General features: G+C 65.0%; 16 protein-coding genes. 10 read left to right on the top strand and 6 right to left on the bottom strand.

Annotated elements, in window-relative coordinates; translation table 11 throughout:
• Nucleotides 1-66: 66 nt before the first annotated feature.
• The 3 genes from ACZI8R_RS13150 (at nucleotide 67) to ACZI8R_RS13140 (ending at nucleotide 2,714) form a co-directional block, all read left to right on the top strand.
• On the top strand, nucleotides 67-1,167 hold the full coding sequence (locus ACZI8R_RS13150; protein WP_463380070.1) for an Rv2629 family ribosome hibernation factor: 1,101 nt from the start codon (nucleotides 67-69) through the stop codon (nucleotides 1,165-1,167).
• Between the two features lie 326 nt (nucleotides 1,168-1,493).
• Entirely contained in the window at nucleotides 1,494-1,919 is a 426-nt protein-coding gene (locus ACZI8R_RS13145; RefSeq protein ID WP_463380069.1) for an ATP-binding protein, read from the top strand.
• Nucleotides 1,920-2,714, top strand: coding sequence for a SigB/SigF/SigG family RNA polymerase sigma factor (locus ACZI8R_RS13140; RefSeq protein WP_463380068.1), 795 nt, complete (start codon nucleotides 1,920-1,922; stop codon nucleotides 2,712-2,714).
• 6 nt (nucleotides 2,715-2,720) lie between these two features.
• Here ACZI8R_RS13140 and ACZI8R_RS13135 read toward each other — a convergent pair whose 3' ends face one another.
• From ACZI8R_RS13135 to ACZI8R_RS13120, 4 genes are read right to left on the bottom strand one after another with little or no spacing between them, the layout of a single operon-like run.
• Nucleotides 2,721-4,103 (bottom strand): xylulokinase, encoded by a 1,383-nt coding sequence (locus ACZI8R_RS13135; RefSeq protein ID WP_463380067.1) that lies wholly within the window; start codon nucleotides 4,101-4,103, stop codon nucleotides 2,721-2,723.
• Entirely contained in the window at nucleotides 4,100-5,023 is a 924-nt protein-coding gene (locus ACZI8R_RS13130) for a carbohydrate kinase family protein (RefSeq protein WP_463380066.1), read from the bottom strand. The genes ACZI8R_RS13135 and ACZI8R_RS13130 overlap by 4 nt, the downstream gene beginning before the upstream one ends.
• Entirely contained in the window at nucleotides 5,020-6,501 is a 1,482-nt protein-coding gene (locus tag ACZI8R_RS13125; RefSeq protein ID WP_463380065.1) for a mannitol dehydrogenase family protein, read from the bottom strand. Before ACZI8R_RS13125 ends, ACZI8R_RS13130 begins: the two co-directional genes overlap by 4 nt.
• A gap of 45 nt (nucleotides 6,502-6,546) precedes the next feature.
• Entirely contained in the window at nucleotides 6,547-7,551 is a 1,005-nt protein-coding gene (locus tag ACZI8R_RS13120; RefSeq protein WP_463380232.1) for an NAD(P)-dependent alcohol dehydrogenase, read from the bottom strand.
• Nucleotides 7,552-7,674: 123 nt separating this feature from the next.
• Here ACZI8R_RS13120 and ACZI8R_RS13115 point away from each other — a divergent pair, with 123 nt between their 5' ends.
• Genes ACZI8R_RS13115 through ACZI8R_RS13085 form a run of 7 tightly spaced genes read left to right on the top strand, consistent with a single transcriptional unit; the run spans nucleotide 7,675 to nucleotide 14,662 of the window.
• Entirely contained in the window at nucleotides 7,675-8,670 is a 996-nt protein-coding gene (locus ACZI8R_RS13115; protein WP_463380064.1) for a sugar-binding transcriptional regulator, read from the top strand.
• A gap of 47 nt (nucleotides 8,671-8,717) precedes the next feature.
• Nucleotides 8,718-10,046, top strand: coding sequence for an ABC transporter substrate-binding protein (locus ACZI8R_RS13110; RefSeq protein ID WP_463380231.1), 1,329 nt, complete (start codon nucleotides 8,718-8,720; stop codon nucleotides 10,044-10,046).
• Nucleotides 10,043-11,005 (top strand): carbohydrate ABC transporter permease, encoded by a 963-nt coding sequence (locus ACZI8R_RS13105; protein WP_463380063.1) that lies wholly within the window; start codon nucleotides 10,043-10,045, stop codon nucleotides 11,003-11,005. Before ACZI8R_RS13110 ends, ACZI8R_RS13105 begins: the two co-directional genes overlap by 4 nt.
• A complete protein-coding gene (locus tag ACZI8R_RS13100) occupies nucleotides 11,005-11,883 on the top strand; it encodes a carbohydrate ABC transporter permease (RefSeq protein WP_463380062.1) in 879 nt (292 codons plus the stop codon). The genes ACZI8R_RS13105 and ACZI8R_RS13100 overlap by 1 nt, the downstream gene beginning before the upstream one ends.
• A gap of 48 nt (nucleotides 11,884-11,931) precedes the next feature.
• The gene (locus ACZI8R_RS13095) at nucleotides 11,932-13,014 is read left to right on the top strand and encodes an ABC transporter ATP-binding protein (RefSeq protein WP_463380061.1); all 1,083 of its coding nucleotides are present in this window, start codon (nucleotides 11,932-11,934) and stop codon (nucleotides 13,012-13,014) included.
• 25 nt (nucleotides 13,015-13,039) lie between these two features.
• Nucleotides 13,040-13,786 carry a precorrin-6A synthase (deacetylating) gene (cobF, locus tag ACZI8R_RS13090; RefSeq protein WP_463380060.1) on the top strand — a complete coding sequence of 249 codons (747 nt, stop codon included), beginning with the start codon at nucleotides 13,040-13,042 and terminating at the stop codon, nucleotides 13,784-13,786.
• A gap of 9 nt (nucleotides 13,787-13,795) precedes the next feature.
• Nucleotides 13,796-14,662, top strand: coding sequence for an Fpg/Nei family DNA glycosylase (locus ACZI8R_RS13085; protein ID WP_463380059.1), 867 nt, complete (start codon nucleotides 13,796-13,798; stop codon nucleotides 14,660-14,662).
• Between the two features lie 10 nt (nucleotides 14,663-14,672).
• Here ACZI8R_RS13085 and ACZI8R_RS13080 read toward each other — a convergent pair whose 3' ends face one another.
• Nucleotides 14,673-16,172, bottom strand: coding sequence for a carboxylesterase/lipase family protein (locus ACZI8R_RS13080; protein ID WP_463380058.1), 1,500 nt, complete (start codon nucleotides 16,170-16,172; stop codon nucleotides 14,673-14,675).
• On the bottom strand, nucleotides 16,156-17,733 hold the full coding sequence (locus tag ACZI8R_RS13075; protein ID WP_463380057.1) for a carboxylesterase/lipase family protein: 1,578 nt from the start codon (nucleotides 17,731-17,733) through the stop codon (nucleotides 16,156-16,158). Before ACZI8R_RS13075 ends, ACZI8R_RS13080 begins: the two co-directional genes overlap by 17 nt.
• Between the last annotated feature and the right edge of the window lie 19 nt (nucleotides 17,734-17,752).

The following is a 17,752-nucleotide window of genomic DNA, read 5'->3' as shown; positions in this document are numbered from 1 at the left end:
TTTTGTTTGCCGCAGCGACTTCCGGGCACACGTTCGGTGAACGTCGCACGGATTGGAGGAGTGACTGTGCACACCAATCGGTTTCACGATTTGATCACGGCTCCGGGCCCGTTTACGTCCGTCTACTTCGATAATTCTCACAGGACCGAAGACGCGGCGAAACGCCTGGAACTGGAACTGCGCGACATGAGGTCTCGTCTCGAAGAGCAGGGGGCCTCGCCGAAGGCACTCGAGATTCTCGCGGATGCGGTCGAGCAGGCCACCCCTGCGGTGGGCCGCAGCGGACGCGCTGTGATCGCGAACGAGGAGAGGGTCCTCGTGGACGAGCCACTTCTGCGCCCACCCGACGCATCGGAGGCACGGTACTCGGATCAGCCGTACCTCGTTCCGGCGGTCGAACACGGTGTCAGTGGGCAGACTTACATGCTGGTGTTCGTGGACCACGAAGGCGCGGACATCTCGATCCACCATTTCGGAAAGAGCACCCTGCTGTCCGAAACGCTGAGTGGCAGTGACTATCCGATACACAAGGCCGCCGGCGCCGAGACACCCGGTTATGGCGACCCGCAGCCGCGCGCGGAGGAGGCGATGCGACGCAACGTATCCGAGGTGGCCCACCGTATCGACAAGTTGTCGGGGGAACACCACCCCGACCCGATATTCCTCGTCGGCGAGACACGCTCGCGTGAGGACCTGTTCGGGGCGTTGTCGGAACGCGCGCGGGCACTTGCCGTCGAGTTGGAGGCGGGAGCGCGGGCCGAGGGAGCCGACACGGAGTCCGTGCGCACCGCCGTCGCCGAGGAATTTGCGAAACTCAGACGTGGGGCGATCGACGATATCGCCGAGCGGTTGAACGCAGAGTTGGGCAAGAGCTCCGGCCTGGCGGCCGACGGCCTCGACGCGGTCTGTGATGCGCTGCGCGCAGGAAACGTGGACACTCTCGTCATCGGCGACATTGCGGACCGCACAGTGCTGGTGGGGGACGAGACGACCTGGGTCGCCACCGACGCCGGGCAGCTGTCCGAATTCGGATCGGCAACGGTGAGCACCCGTCGCGCCGACGAAGCATTGCCGTACGCGACTCTGGCGCTGGGTGGAGAACTGATCAGAGTCGACGACCGGATTGCCCCCACCGACGGATGCGCGGCACTCCTTCGTCATATCTGAGCCCATCGTTTATCCGAACGGAACAGTGGGCACACGGCGACGGGTCGCGTCGAACATACCGAGGAGGCACACGTGAATTCAGTCCGGATCGGATCTCCGACGTCGGGCAGCGACCGGCGTGCCTCCGTGACGGATGTCGCACGGCCACTGCCGACCAAAGTGCTGGGCGACGCACGGAAGAGGTGGCGGATTGCGAGAAAGTGAAGTGCAGGCTTCAGCCCAGTACCGAAGCTTGGTTCTGATTCAGGCGCGATTACACGGAATCGCGGCTGGGTATGCTGCGCGTGAAGTGCTGCTGGGATGGAGGGCACGGATGTGGAGATCAGATGCGCAAGGTCGACGAGGTGACTTCGATGAAGGCTAGATCGGACACTCCGGTGGTACTGCACATCGCCGCCGAGTTCGAGCAGCTTCCGGTGGTGCGTGCGGTCACCGAAACACTCGCAATTCTCGGCGACTACGTCTTCGATGATGTCGCCGATATCAAACTGGCTGTCGACGAAGTGTGCTCCGAACTTGTTGCGGCAGCTCCGATCGGTGCGGATATCACCTGCGCGTTCGCGGTAACGGAATCGGAAATGCGGGTCACGCTCAGCTCTGTCACAGGGGCTGCGCAACTACCCGAACGCGAGAGCTTCGGCTGGCACGTGCTGGAGACTTTGATGTCGAGTGTCTCGGTGTCTCACGACCAGACTGCGACAGGGGAGCACGAAACGACGATCGAACTGGTCAAGCGGAAGAACTTGGACTAGATGGCACCCACATCCCCGCCCGGTGAGCGGCGCCGGAGAGAGCGGGACGACTACAAGGATGTGGTGCCCGCACTGTCGGAGCTCGCTGAACTGGATCTGTCTTCCGCGGCCGCATCGACGCTGCGCGACGCCACGATCACCCGGTGCCTTCCATTGGCGGAGCACATCGCACGTCGATTCGAAGGGCGCGGTGAGGCCCACGACGATCTGGTGCAGGTCGCGCGCCTCGGCCTCGTGAAAGCGATCGACGGATTCGAGCCGGGACGCGGCTTCGAATTCGTCTCCTATGCCGTTCCGACGATCATGGGCGAAGTTCGGCGTCACTTCCGAGATGCCGGCTGGACCATGCGCGTTCCACGACGAGTTCAGGAACTCAACGCCCACATCAACCAGGTGGTGGATCGGCTGTCGCAAACGCTCGGCCGCTCGCCCTCTGCGAGTGAGATCGCTGCGGAACTCGGTATCGATGTTCACGAGGTTTCCGAGGGTCTCCTCGCCAAGAATGCGTATCAAACGTTGTCCATGGACGCTACGTTCGGAGACTCGGAAGATCTGTCACTGTCCGAACTGGTCGGTGAGGAGGATGCCGAGCTGGCGAACGTGGAGATTCACGATGCCATAAGGCCCGTGTTGGAGAAGCTTCCGGCGATCGAACGGCGCGTGCTCATGCTGAGGTTCTTCGGTTCGATGACGCAGACAGAGATAGCGAGTCGTGTCGGAGTGTCCCAGATGCAGATTTCCCGCATATTGGCGCGAACCCTGAGCACGCTCCGCGAACAACTCACGGAGCAATGAGGGGTCTTACCCGCGAACCTCTGCGTAGCGTTCGCGGACCGTGGGCGTGGGGTCCGCTTCGAAGGTCGTGGCGGGTGAGCCCTGCCATCGTGGCGGTGCTTCCTCGTCGGCCAGTGTCCATGCGGCCTGCCGGGCCGCCCCGATCGCGACGTACTCCGCGGGTTGTGGAACGAGGACCGGAGCACCGAACACTGCGGGGGCAAGTTCGCACAGTGCTTTCGATCGGGCGCCACCGCCCACGAGCAGGATCCGCCGCACGTTCACGCCTTGCTCCACCAGATGATCGATTCCCTCCGCCAAACCGCACAGCAACCCTTCGACGGCCGCACGCGCGAGGTGCGCGGGGGTGGTATTGGACAGGGTGAGCCCGTGAACGGCCCCGGTTGCGTGTGGTCGGTTGGGCGTTCGCTCACCCTCGAAGTACGGCACCATCACCAGACCGCCGCTACCGGACGGCGCAGAAAGTGCCAGTCGGGACAGCTCGTCGTGATCGACTCCGAGCAGTGTCGCCGTGGCATCGAGCACCCGTGCGGCGTTGAGAGTGCACACCAGCGGCAGGTGCCGGCCCGAAGCGTCCGCAAACCCGGCAACGAATCCGTTGGCGTCGTGGCTCGGCGTGTTCGACACCGCGCTCACCACTCCAGAGGTGCCGACGGACACCACGATGTCGCCCTCCTGCGCGTCGAGCGCCAACGCGGCCGCAGCGTTGTCCCCGGTCCCGGGGCCGACGAGAGCGCCCCACGATGTCTCGCCGACGCGTTCGTGCGGGGCCGCCACGCGCGGCACGGCGGGGGTTCGTCCGCGCAGGGCAAGAGACAACAGATCGGTTCGATACCTGTTCTCGGCGGCGGACCAGTAGCCGGTGCCGCTGGCATCCCCCCGGTCGGTGACCAGCGCATCCGGAGTTGTTGCGCCGGTGAGCTGTCCGGTGAGCCAGTCGTGCGGTAGACAGACCCCCGTCGTTCGATCGGCGTCGACCGGCTCGTGATCGGCGAGCCAGCGCAGTTTCGTGACGGTGATGGCGGCCAGTGGAACGACGCCCACCGCCTCCGCCCACGCATCCGGGCCGCCCAAGTCCGCGACGAGATGCTCGGCCGAATCGGCGGAGCGGGTGTCGTTCCATAGGAGTGCTTTGCGCACGACGGAACCCGAGTCGTCCACACAGACCATCCCGTGCTGCTGTGCTCCGACGGAGACCGCCGCCACGTCGTCCAGCCCGCCCGCATCACCGATTGCCGCGTCCAACGCGTGCCCCCAGGCCTGGGGATCCACTTCGGTTCCGTCCGGGTGCGGAGCACGTCCCTCGCGGACGATGCTTCCGCTGTCCGCATCGCACACGAGCACTTTGCACGACTGAGTGGAGGAGTCGATTCCGGCGACCAGGGTCATGGCTGCCCTCCCAAGGCTTCGTCCAGAATCGCACGTGTCGGAAGGTCGGCGCCGGCCTTCGCGACGGTGAGCGCCGAGGCGGTTGCGGCGTTGTTCATCACCACTCGTAGTGATGCGTCGTCGACGGCGCGCAGGGCTTCGCGACGTTCGGCGCCGAGGAGTTTCTGTGCCGCGAACCCGTCGAGGAGCCCTGCCATGAAAGAGTCTCCCGCTCCGACGGTATCGACCAACTGCACGTCGTGCGCGGGTATGTCGATGCGCCCGGTGTCGGTGAGCGCGAACGCGCCCTTGGCGCCCGCAGTCACCACGACTACGGCGGGTCCGATCGAAAGCCACTGCTGAGCAATGTGTTCAGGACTGTTGTCCGGATCGAACCAGTGCAGGTCCTCGTCGCTGACCTTGACGATGTCGGCGAGGTTCACGAGCCGCCGGATCCGTTCGCGCGCAGCCTGCGCGTCGTGGACGAGGCTGGGCCGCACATTGGGGTCGTAACTGATCGTCGCGGAGGTTCGGTAGTTCGCGAGCATTTCGGCGACGGTCTGACAGCCCGGATCCATCACCCCGGCAATGGATCCGGTGTGGGCGCAGAGCGGCCGCGGGGGAGGTTGCACGCCGTCGATGTCCCAGTCGATGTCGAACTCGTAGGTCGCCGAACCGGCCGAGTCGAGCGTGGCCTGTGCGGCCGCTGTCCGCGCGGTCGTGACGCTACCCGGGGCGAGGCGCACACCCGACTCGTCGAGGTGAGCACGGATTCGATTGCCCCGCTCGTCGTCTCCGATGCGGGTGACGAAGGAAGTGGGGTGACCGAGTCGTGCGAGCCCGACGGCCACGTTGAGTGGGCTGCCACCGACGTACTCGGCGGTGTTGCCGTGGACGTCACGCACGACGTCGATGAGTGCCTCGCCGATCACAACCGTCATGACGCACCCTCTCCGAGAAGCGACTCGAGAGTGGCGCGGGCGCCCTGTCGATGCAACGAGTCGAGCGCCCACACGTACGCCTCTACGAACGCTGCGTGATCGGCGAGATCGCCGAACACCGAACGGTTCACGATGAATGCGGTCGGGTCGTCGCGTTGGCTCTGCGCGATGGGGATCAGGGATTCCTTCAACCGATCCACGACGTCGATGGGCGCACCTTCCTCGTCGACCCCCTCTGCGTATCTGGCCCAGCTCGCCACGATCGCGGCCGACAGTCGAACGGAGCCGCCTGCGGTGAGATTCTCGCGGATCACCGGGAGGAGCCATTTGGGAATCCGATCCGAGGACTCGGCGCACAGCCTCGCGATGGTGTCCCGGATCTCCGGATTCGAGAATCGCTCGATCAGTGTGTGCTTGTACCCGTCCAGGTCGACCCCGGGAACCGGCCGCAGGGTGGGTGTGGCCTCCTCGTCCATGTACGCCGACAGGAAGCGCGCGAACAACGGGTCGCCGGCCGCATCGTGGACGAGGCGATATCCGGACAGGTACCCGAAGTAGCAGAGGGCCTGATGACTGGCATTGAGGAGGCGCAGCTTCATCAACTCGTACGGGGCCACGTCGTCGACCACCTGCACCCCGACGTCGTCGAATGCGGGCCTGCCCAGAACGAACGAGTCTTCGAGAACCCACGAAGTGAACGGCTCGGCCGCTACCGGCCAGGCGTCGTCGATCCCGTACCGGTCCGACAGTGCCGCAGTGACTTCGGGAGTGGTGACCGGGGTGATGCGATCGACCATCGAGTTGGGAAACGAGGTGTGCTCGCGCATCCAGGCGGCGACCTCGGGATCCTTGCGCTCTGCGTAGGCGAGGAACATCGTCCTGGCGACGGAGCCGTTGCCCTCGATGTTGTCGCACGACATGATCGTCGGCGAGGTCAGCCCCCGCGCGCGCCTGCGGGACAGGGCCTCGACCACCAGGCCGAACGTGGTTCGCGGAGCGGAACCGTCGGTGAGGTCGTGGATGACGTCCGGGTTCTGCAGGTCGAACTCGCCGGTGTCGTGGGTGAAGTTGTAGCCGCCTTCCGTGATGGTGAGGGAGACGATTCGGGTGCTCTCGGCCGCGATTCGCTCGATGACGACTTCCGGGTCGTCGGGTGCGAAGAGATACTCGACCATCGAGCCGATCACGCTGACATCCCAGGTGCCGTTGGCATGCTTCAGCGCGAGCGTGTACAGCCCGTCCTGGGCGTCCAACACCTCCTTCATGCGCCGGTCGCCGGGCAGGACGCCGACTCCGCAGATGCCCCAGTCGCGGGCCGCACCCGAGCGGAGCAGGCGGTCGACGTACATCGCCTGGTGGGCACGGTGAAACCCGCCGACACCGAAATGCACGATTCCCACCGTGATGTCGTCACGGTCGTATTCGGGCACCGCCACGTCGTTGCCCAGGCTCGGCAACGTCTGCGCGCTCAGCCGCATCGGATCACTCCTCTTCTCGTTCTGGCCGGTCCACTGTCCACCCCTTCACGATCGAACACGGACGACGGCTTTGAGGTTGCCGGGAATCCTGTCGGCATTCAACGCGGCCTCGGCTTCGTCGAGCGGAAAGGTCGCGGTGACCATCGCATCGAGGTTCACGCGCCCCGAGCCGACGAGGGCGATTGCGGTGGGCCACGTGTTCGCGTATCGGAACACGCCGGTCAATACCAGTTCACGATTCTGGATCACCTGGATCGGGAGGCTCATGTCCGAGGCGCCCATGCCGACCAGCACCACGGACCCCGCTGGGCGCACGGCCCGAATGCCGGAATCGACCGCGGCAGGAACACCGGTCGCATCGATGAACGAATCGACCCGGAGTTCGGACAGGTCCGATTCTCTCGGATCCACCACATCGGTGGCGCCGAAGGCGGTGGCGGCGTCGCGACGCCCCGAATCCAGATCGGAGACGATCACGTCGACCGCACCGAAGGCGAGTGCGGTTTGCGTCGTGGCGATTCCGATGGGGCCGGCGCCTGCGACGAGAACACGGGAACCTGCGGAGACCCCCGCTTTCCGGACGGCGGCGATGGCGACGGACAGGGGTTCACACAGTGCAGCCGCGTCGTCCGTCATGTCGTCCGGGACGGGATGCGCGAATGCCGATCCGATGGTGACGTACTCGCACAGTGCGCCGTCGATCGGTGGGGTTGCGTAGAACTGCATGTGCGGGCAGAGGTTGTAGAGACCCCGCCTGGTCTCGTCGCTGGCTGGGTCCGGGCGTTGCGGTTCGATCGACACCCGTTGCCCGATTCGCTCGGGGGAGACGTCGGCCCCGACGTCGACGATCACGCCGGAGGCCTCGTGGCCCAGCACGATCGGCGCGTCCACCACGTACTCCCCGATTCGGCCTTCGCGCAGATAGTGAGTGTCCGATCCGCAGACACCGACCGAGTGGACCCGAACTAGGACGTCGCCCCGGTTCGGCAGCGGCACGGGTAGCTCACGGACCTCGACTCGGCCCGGTTCCGCGAGTACCGACGCACGCATCGTGCTGGGGATTTGCGGCGAGACTGTTGTGTGGGTCACATTTCGATGCTAGCTTACTGAGCATAAGAGCGGCTAGTGAGCATCTGCTCACCGACTCTTTCCCTTTCACGACGAGGAGTGACAGTGACGTCCAGCGAGCGGACCGCCTTCACCGCGTCGACGGAGGATCTGCGCCTGGCTTTGCGGGCGGCCACGCTGTACCACCTGGACGGCCTCACTCAGGCGGAAGTGGCAACGCGGTTGGGCGTCTCGCGTGCGACCGCCGGCCGCCTCGTGGCGCGGGCGCGGGCGCAGGGGTTGGTCCGCATCGAGGTGTCGGTGCCGGACCACTTGCGTGAGTCATTGCGTTCCGGCGAGGAGCACGCGCTCGAAGCGAAGTTCGGTCTCGTCGAGGCTGTGGTGGTGGCGGATTCGGTCGATGCCGCCGGTTCCGTGGATGATCACAACAGTTTCAACGGCGTCGGCCGAGCGGCAGCGTCGCTGGTGGTTCGTCGCATTCGACGCGGCGACACGCTCGGATTCACCTGGGGCCCCGAAACGGTGGCGCTCGCGCAGGCGCTGCCGTCCGGTACCGCAACGTGCGCCACCGTCGTCCAACTCGACGGCTCGGTCAGTGCGATCAACTACCAGACCGGGACCGAGTACATCCTCGGTAGGTGTGCGGAGCAACTGCATGCCGACACTGTTCGACTTCCGGTCCCGTTGTACGCGGACGAGTCGACGGTGGTGTCGATGCGAAACGACTCGGTGCTCTCGCGGGCCCTGGCGGCCGGGAGCAGTGCCGACATGATGATGTTCGGCACCGGGGACGTGTCCCGATCGACCACGTTGTTCGAGGGCAGTTTCATCGACACCGACATGCTGTCGGTCCTGACCGGGCTCGGTGCGGTCGGTGAGGTCGGTGGCCGCTTCTATCGAATCGACGGCACCGAGGTAGGGGGCGAGCTCGATCGGCGGGCGATGTCCGTGCGACTCGACGACATTCGTGCCTGCGAGGGGTCGATTCTCGTGACCGGCGGCGTCGTGAAACATCGAGCGGCACTCGGTGCCCTCCGCGGTGGGCTGGCAAAGATGCTCGTCTGCGATATCGACTGTGCCCGTTGGCTGCTCGAGCAGTAGCCGTGTAGGAGAGGTGAGAACTGGTGACCGTACGCAGAAGACCGGCAATGGCGCTGGCGGCAGGGGCAGGTGCGCTCTGTCTCACGCTCAGTGGGTGTGCAGGGGCGGGCTCGTTCGGCAGTTCGGATCAGACCATCACCATCGCGATGGTCTCCAACTCGCAGATGCAGGACGCACGTGAACTCGCATCCCAGTTCGAGGCCGACAATCCCGACGTCGATCTGAAATTCGTCACGCTCTCGGAGAACGAGGCCCGCGCCAAGATCACCGCCTCCACCGCGACCGGTGGCGGCGAGTTCGACGTCGTGATGATCAGCAACTACGAAACCCCGCAGTGGGCCGAGAACGGCTGGCTCACCGATCTGTCCGATTACGCGGAGAAGACCGAGGGGTACGACCAGGACGACTTCATTCCCACCCTTCGCGAGTCGCTCTCGTACGAAGGCGACATGTATTCGATGCCGTTCTACGGCGAATCCTCGTTCCTGATGTATCGGAAGGATCTGTTCGAGCAGGCCGGAATCCAGCTGTCCGACAAGCCCACCTGGACCGAGGTCGCGGACGCGGCGGCCAGGCTCGACAGCCCGGACGTGTCCGGCATCTGCCTTCGCGGAAAGCCTGGGTGGGGCGAGCTTCTCGCGCCGCTCGACACCGTGATCAACACGTTCGGAGGCCGGTGGTTCGACGAGAACTGGAACGCACAGCTCGACAGCCCAGAGGTGGAACGTGCAGTGCAGTTCTACGTGGATCTCGTCCGCGAACACGGCCAGTCCGGTGCGGCGACCAGTGGATTCGGCGAGTGCGCAACGCAGCTTTCTCAGGGGCGAGTGGCCATGTGGTACGACTCCACGTCCGCCGTGTCCACGCTGGAGGATCCGGCGTCGAGCGCGGTCGTCGGCAAGATCGGCTACGCACCCGCGCCCATCGAGGAGAAGGACAACGCGGGCTGGCTCTACAGCTGGGCGTTGGGAATTCCCGTCAGCAGCGAGAACCCGGACGCAGCGTGGCGCTTCATCTCCTGGATGACGGACAAGAACTACATGCGCACCGTCGGTGAACAACTCGGCTGGGAGCGGGTGCCGCCCGGCAGTCGCCTGTCCACCTACGAGATTCCGGAATACAAGGAGGCCGCGGCTGCATACGGACCGCTGACTCTCGAAGCCATCGAGAACGCGACTCCAGAGGCTCCGACGGTGGACCCGGTTCCGTACACCGGGGTGCAGTTCCTGGCCATCCCGGAGTTCCAGGATCTGGGTACCAGGGTCAGCCAACAGATCAGTGCGGCGATAGCCGGCCAGAAGTCGGTGCCCGATGCGCTCGCTCAGGCACAGCAGTACGCCGAGGTGGTCGGCGCCACGTATCGGGAGGACCAATGACAACCATCGCGGCGAGACCTGCCGAACGCACGGCCGATCGGGCTCGTGAGTTGCGGGCAGCCAAGGACGACAGCGTTTCGAAGGCCGAAGGATGGCGGCGGAGAGGGCCGCTGCTGCCGGCGCTGATATTCATGGTCGTGGTGACGCAGATTCCCTTCGTCTTCACGCTGTACTACTCCACCCAGTCGTGGAACCTGGTGCGGCCGGGTTCGAGAGCCTTCGTCGGCTTGCAGAACTATGTGGACGTGTTCAAGGACAGCCAGTTTCGTGAGGTCGCGGTCAACACGGTGATACTCATCGTCGGCACGGTGCTGATCTCGGTGGTCCTCGGCTTGTTGCTTGCACTGCTTCTCGACCGGGCTTTTCTGGGACGCGGGATCGTGCGAACTCTTCTCATCACGCCGTTCCTGGTGACACCCGTCGCCGGTGCGCTGCTCTGGAAGACCACGATGTTCGACCCGGTGTTCGGCATGATCAATTTCGTGCTGTCGCCGTTCGGGGTCGGCGACATCGACTGGGTGAGCAGGTTTCCGCTCGCCGCGGTGATGACCAATCTGGTGTGGCAGTGGACCCCGTTCATGATGTTGCTCATCCTTGCGGGCCTGCAGTCGATGCCGAGAGACATCCTCGAGGCGGCACGGGTGGACGGCGCGAAGCCGTTTGCCATGTTCCGTGAACTCACGTTGCCGCACCTGCGGCGGTTCATCGAACTGGGCTCCGTGCTCGGAGCCATCTATCTCGTCAACACGTTCGACTCGATCTACATGATGACGCAGGGCGGGCCGGGTACGGCCAGCGCGAATCTCCCGTTCTACATCTATCAGCGCGCTTTCCTCGGGTTCGACATCGGTCAAGCGGCCGCGATGGGCGTCATCGTCGTGATTGCCACCATCGTGGTTGCGACGCTTGCTCTACGTCTGATCTTCAAAAGCTTCACGGGCAACGAGGAGGCAGCCTGATGAGTACCGATACCGCCGCTGACCAGGTGGCGTCGACACCGGTGGGCCGCAAGACCACACGGGCACGCAAGACTCGCAAATTCAGCATCTGGGGTGTGGTCGCCTGGATCGTCGCCCTCGGGTTCTTCTTTCCGATTGCGTGGATGGTGCTCACCGCGTTCAAACAGGAAAGCGACGCCTACACCGATCCGCCGAAGCTGTTCTTCACACCGACGCTGGATCAGTTCCGTTCGGTCCTCGAGAGCGGTATCGGGACGAGCTTGCTCAACTCGGCGTTCGCGACGGGGATGTCGACGATCCTGGTGCTGTTGCTGGGTGTGCCGGCCGCGTTCGCGTTGTCGCTGCGGCCCGTGCGTAAGACGAAGGACGCGTTGTTCTTCTTCATCAGCACCAAGATGCTTCCCATCGTCGCGGCCATCGTGCCGCTGTACGTGATCGTCAACGACATCGGCCTGCTCGACAACATCTGGGCGCTCGTCATCCTCTACACGGCGATGAATCTTCCGATCGCCGTGTGGATGATGCGGTCGTTCTTCCTCGAGGTTCCCGGTGAACTGCTCGAGGCCGCGACGATGGACGGTGCGAGCCTGTGGACGTCCGTGCGGGAGGTGATCCTGCCGTTGGTGTCGCCGGGTATCGCGGCCACCGCATTGATCTGCGTGATCTTCTCGTGGAACGAATTCTTCTTCGCGGTCAACCTCACCGCCGTTCAGGCTCAGACCATTCCGGTCTACCTGGTCGGGTTCATCACCGGTGAAGGGCTGTACTGGGCGCGCCTGTCCGCCGCAGCAACGTTGGCGGCTCTGCCCGTGATCCTCGCCGGATGGTTCGCGCAGAACAAGCTCGTTCGCGGCCTGTCCTTCGGAGCGATCAAATGATCCACCTCCCGGTCCACACCCACTTCGGATTCGAACTCAGGAGCAATCATGGCTGACATCGCGTACAAGGGAGCATCCTGCATCTACGAGAGCGCCGACACTCTCGCGGTCGATTCTCTCGACCTCGAGATCGAGGACGGCGAGTTCATCGTCCTCGTCGGCCCGTCCGGATCCGGGAAGAGCACCGCACTGCGAATGCTGGCCGGGCTCGAAGACATCGACGAGGGAACGATCACCATCGGCGGCAAGGACATGCTGGGAGTGCCCTCCAAGGACCGCGACATCGCAATGGTGTTCCAGAACTACGCTCTCTATCCGAACAAGACCGTCGGCGAGAACATGGGCTTCGCGCTCAAGATGCGTGGAGTGGGCACCGCCGAACGCAAGCAGAAGGTCGCGGAGGCGGCGAAACTGCTCGATCTCACCGACTACCTGGACCGCAAGCCCGCCAAGCTGTCCGGCGGTCAGCGTCAGCGCGTCGCCATGGGGCGCGCGATCGTGCGTGAACCCCAGGTGTTCTGCATGGACGAACCTCTGTCCAACCTCGATGCCAAATTGCGGGTGCAGACCAGAACGCAGATCGCGGCTCTGCAGCGTCGGCTCGGCACCACCACCGTCTACGTCACTCACGATCAGGTCGAGGCGATGACCATGGGAGACCGGGTCGCGGTTCTGAAAGACGGCAAGTTGCAGCAGTTCTCGACCCCGACGGACCTCTACGACAAGCCGATCAATGCGTTCGTGGCGGGTTTCATCGGATCGCCGGCCATGAACCTGTTCACGGCGCCGATCGTCAGCGACGGTGTGCGAATCGGTAGCTCGGTGCTCGAGCTCCAGCGCGATCAGATGGCGAGTCTGCATTCGGCGGGCGTGGACACCGTCACCGTGGGTGTGCGTCCCGAACAACTCGAACTGACCGACGGCGCCGGTATCGAGGTGGTCGTCGATCTCATCGAAGAACTCGGCAGCGAGTCCTACGTCCATACACACGTCCGTGAGGGCGGAGAGGAACTGGTCGCACGGTCGCTCACCCGCACTCCGGCGAGGCTCGCCGACACGGTCACCCTGCGCAAGAAGGAAGGGGCTGTGCATCTGTTCCACCCCGATTCCGGGGACCGGATCGGGGACTGACCTCGGCCGAGGCTACCGTTCGGGTGTGCGTGAACTACTCGTGATCGGTATCGGTGCCGGCGACCCCGACCAAGTGACGGTGCAGGCCGTCAAGGCCATGAACAGGGTCGACGTGTTCTTCGTGATCGGCAAAGGCGACGAGAAGCAGGACCTGGTCGACCTACGCACCGGTCTGCTCGCCGAGCACGTGACGCACCCCCATCGTGTCGTCGACATCGTCGATCCGCCCCGCGATCGCACGCCCGCCGACTACGAAGGCGTCGTGGTCGACTGGCACGAGCGCCGGGCGGAGCTGTTCGAATCCGAGTTCGCTGCCGTCGGCGAGGACGTGGGCGCGATTCTCGTCTGGGGCGACCCGGCGCTGTACGACAGCACCATTCGGATCGTCGAGCGCGTTCTCGCCAGGGGAGCCGTCACCTTCGAGTGGTCGGTGGTTCCGGGCGTGACGAGCGTTCACACCCTGGCCGCCGCGCATCGCACCGTGCTGCACCGCGTGGGGGAGCCGGTTCACATCACCACGGGGCGCAGACTGGCGGAGGGCCTACCCGAGGGCGTCGACAACGCGGTGGTGATGCTCGACGCGCATTGCACCTTCACCCAGGTGCCGGGCGACGACGTCCACATCTGGTGGGGCGCCTACCTCGGCACCCCCGACGAGGTGCTGGTCTCAGGAAATCTGCGTGAGGTGGAGGACGAGATCGTGCGATTGCGCGCCGAACTTCGTGCCCGCAAGGGCTGGATCATGGACACGTACATGCTCCGACGTGGGTAGTCTTCGGCTATGCCAGAACTTCCGGAAGTCGAGGCACTCGCCGGATTCCTGCGCAGCCACGCGGTAGGCGCGGTCGTGGGCCGCATCGACGTGGCCGCTCTCAGCGTCCTCAAGACCTTCGACCCGCCCATCACCGACCTGCAGGGCCGCGATGTCACCGGGGCTTCGCGCTATGGAAAGCATCTCGCCCTCGACTGCGGTGACATCTCGTTGATCACCCATCTTTCCCGGGGCGGCTGGTTGCGCTGGACGGACAATCCTTCGTCGGCGCCCCCGAAACCGGGGAAGGGGCCGCTCGCGCTGCGGGTTCATTTCTTCACACGCGAAGGCGCGACGCCGGCGTTCGATCTGACCGAGGCGGGGACCAAGAAGCGCCTGGCTGTGTGGGTGGTGCGCGATCCGCAGGAGGTGCCCGGTATCGCGCGGCTCGGGCCGGATGCACTGGCCGTCACCGAGCCGGAGTTCGCGGAGATTCTCGGATCGACGACAGCCCGCATCAAGAACTCACTGGTGGATCAATCGCTGCTTGCCGGCGTGGGTAATGCCTACTCCGACGAAATCCTGCACACGGCAACGCTGTCACCCTTCGCCACCTCGAAGACGCTACCGGCGGAACAGGTGCACACCCTGTACGAGACGATGCGCACCGTGCTGACCGATGCGGTCGAGCGTTCGGCCGGGCAGGATGCGGCAAGGTTGAAGGGCGAGAAGCGATCGGGAATGCGAGTGCACGCCCGCACCGGACTACCGTGCCCGGTGTGCGGCGACACGGTCCGCGAGGTTTCGTTCGCCGAGCGGTCGTTTCAGTATTGCCCTACCTGCCAGACCGGAGGAAAAATCTTGGCAGACCGCAGAATGTCGCGCCTGCTGAAGTGAACGACCGAACCTACCGCGGGTGCTCGTAGCCCTGCCAGGCAAGTCGGCGGTGACGCCGCGGATCGCTCTCGACACGGTTCACGTCGTCGAACATCAGGGTTCGGCGATCCTCTTCGTCGTAGCCGGGCCAATCGGCATCCGGTGTCCCGTGTTTCGCGAAATGCAGCCAGTGGCCCTGCACCGAATCCGTCACTCGTGCGAAGGCATCGGACCCACCCAGCAACGTCAACACTCGCCGCCACAGTCCACTCAGCCCGAACACGGCGTACATCTCGGTCGCGTGCGTCGCCCCGAGGCCGGTGATCCGTAGCAGGCGAGGGGCGAAGTCGTACCGATAGAAATACGTCGGTGCGGTTGGTGAATGCCCCTCGGCTACCGAAATCGACGGCTCCCAGAACATGATGTCGCCGCCCAGGTCCGCCGCGGCGAACCTTTTCGGATACTTCGGGTAGGCATCCAGTATCCGCCTCACGACGGCCGGGTCGAGGCCTGTGAGCATGCGCTCGATGCGGGCCCGGTCGGTCGGCAGAATGTTCAGGAAGAACGGAAAGACCCGCCCCTCATGGGCATTGGTTCCGATCATGAGAGGAACCGGATGTGCCTTGCCCGACGCGAAGACGTCCATCGGATGTTCCGGAAGGAAGTCACCGTCCACGGTGGGGGCGAAGACTCGGGTGCCGGGCTCGTCGTCGGCGATTCGGTTGGCGAGCCGGCGGCCCACGTCGGCGATCGCCTTCGGCTCCGTGCCGGCCAGCCACTCGGCGGCGTCGGCATCGGACGCCCCGGCCGTCTCGATGAACTCCTGTGCCCACCGCGCGGCTCGGTTCGACCCGTATACCGCGGCAGGCCAGGGGCTCTGCGCGATGGCGCGGGCGAAGAGTCCTTCGGCGGCGGGGGTGGTCATGAGGGTGGTGACGGCGTTGGCGCCTGCGGATTCGCCGAAGAGGGTGACGTTGTCGGGGTCTCCGCCGAATGCGGCGATGTTGCGCTGGACCCATTCGAGTGCGGCGACCTGGTCGCGTAGTCCGAGGTTGGAGTCGAAGGTGCGTTGTGGGGTGGAGTAGGTGCTGAAGTCGAGGTAGCCGAGTGCGCCGAGCCGGTAGTTGAGGGACACGTACACGACGTCTCCGCGACGCACCAGTGAGAACCCGTCGTACAGTCCCGACGCGGACGAGCCGCCGGAGTATCCGCCGCCGTGGACGAACACCATCACCGGACGTGGCGCCTGGTCGTCGGTGGGTGCGCCGGGCGGGGTGACGACGTTCAGTATCAGGCAGTCCTCGCTGGACTCGACCGACGGCTGAACCGAGTGCGAACCGAACTCGTGCGTATGCAGAACCCCCGACCACGGGGCTACCGGTTTCGGTGCGCGCAGGCGATCAGCGCCGACGGGTGGTGCGGCGTAGGGGATTCCGCGCCAGGTGGTGACGCCGTCGATCTCCTTGCCGAGTACGTCGCCGGCGTCCGTCGTGATGCGAAGGTGCATCGACCGCTCATCTACTGTCGGCATGTTCCTCCTGCCCGTCTCGAGTCGGTTCGTCATCGTCTGTGGAGGAATCGGGTGTGGACGTGTAGCCCCGGTACCCGGACCAGGCGAGCCGCCGCTCGTGACGTGGATCGTTCTGAATCGTGCTGGTCGCATCGAACATCATCGTCGCGCGAGTGTCCGAGTCGTATGCCGGCCACGATGCCAACGGAACCCCGGTACGCGCGAACGCCAGCCAGTTCTCCTGCACGGAATCCGTGACGGCGCGCATCCCGCGGCGGCCACCGAGCAGGGTGATCGCCCGCCCCAGCAGGCTGTTGCCGTAGCCGAACACGGCGAACATCTCGAAAGCGTGAGTGGCGCCCAGGTCGAGCAAGTCCAACAACCTGGGGGCGAAGTCGAACCGGTAGCTGTACGTGGGTGCGTGGTCCGCGTGCGATTCGGTGATCGCGATGGACGGCACCCAGAACGTGATGTCGCCGCCGATGGCGATTGCCGCCGATTCGTCCGGGTACTCCGGATACGCGGCCGTGATGCGAGACTCCGCTTCGGGCTCGGTGAGAGCGAACATCTTGTGGATCCGCTCGGGCGTGGTCGGAAGTCCACCGAGAAACTTCGTGAAGAGTGTGCCCTCGTGCGAGTTGTTCCCGATGATCAGCGGGACCCGGTGGGCGGAGCCGTCGGTGAACGCCTCGAGGGGAGTGCGCGGCAGGAAGTCCCCGTCCACCACGGGGCCGAACGGATGCCGGCCGGGAGTTTCGGTGACCACCTTGGCATTCAGACGATTGGCGGCACGGCCCAACTGCGCAGGTGTCGCCGACTCGAGGGCTTCGACGGGATCGGTGACATCCATCGGCAGCAGATCGACGAAACTCTTCGCCCATACGGCTGCCTGTTCCGACGTGGTGACCAGACCTGGCGCGGAACTTTCCGCGATGGCGCGGGCGAAGAGTCCTTCGGCGGTGGGGGTGGTCATGAGGGTGGTGACGGCGTTGGCGCCTGCGGATTCGCCGAAGAGGGTGACGTTGTCGGGGTCTCCGCCGAATGCGGCGATGTTGCGCTGGACCCATTCGAGTGCGGCGACCTGGTCGCGTAGTCCGAGGTTGGAGTCGAAGGTGCGTTGTGGGGTGGAGTAGGTGCTGAAGTCGAGGTAGCCGAGTGCGCCGAGTCGGTAGTTGAGGGACACGTACACGACGTCCCCGCGTTGGACCAGCGACGAGCCGCCGTACAACCCGGTTGCCGACATCCCCAGGACGTAGGCGCCGCCGTGGACGAACACCATCACGGGACGTTTCCGGGTGGGGTCGCTGTCGGGCGCCAGCACGTTGACCGTCAGACAATCCTCGCTGGTCGGCTGGTACTTCCCGGGGCGCAACGTCGTATAGGTCTTGCCCTGCGGGGCGGCGTTGCCGAAAGCGCTGCAGTCGAGGACGTCGGTCCACGGGGTTGCGGGTCGGGGCGCGCGCAAGCGGAGTTCGCCGACGGGAGGGGCGGCGTAGGGGATCCCTCGCCACGCCACGAGGCCCTTGGACCGACGTCCTCGAACCGGACCTTCGGTCGTCTCCACGACTGTGCTGCGCGCCATAGCGGCGACTATACGCAGC

Source organism: Rhodococcus huquni (genome assembly GCF_055231055.1).
Note: the sequence above shows the minus strand (reverse complement) of the source record. Positions and strands in the feature narration are given on the sequence as shown.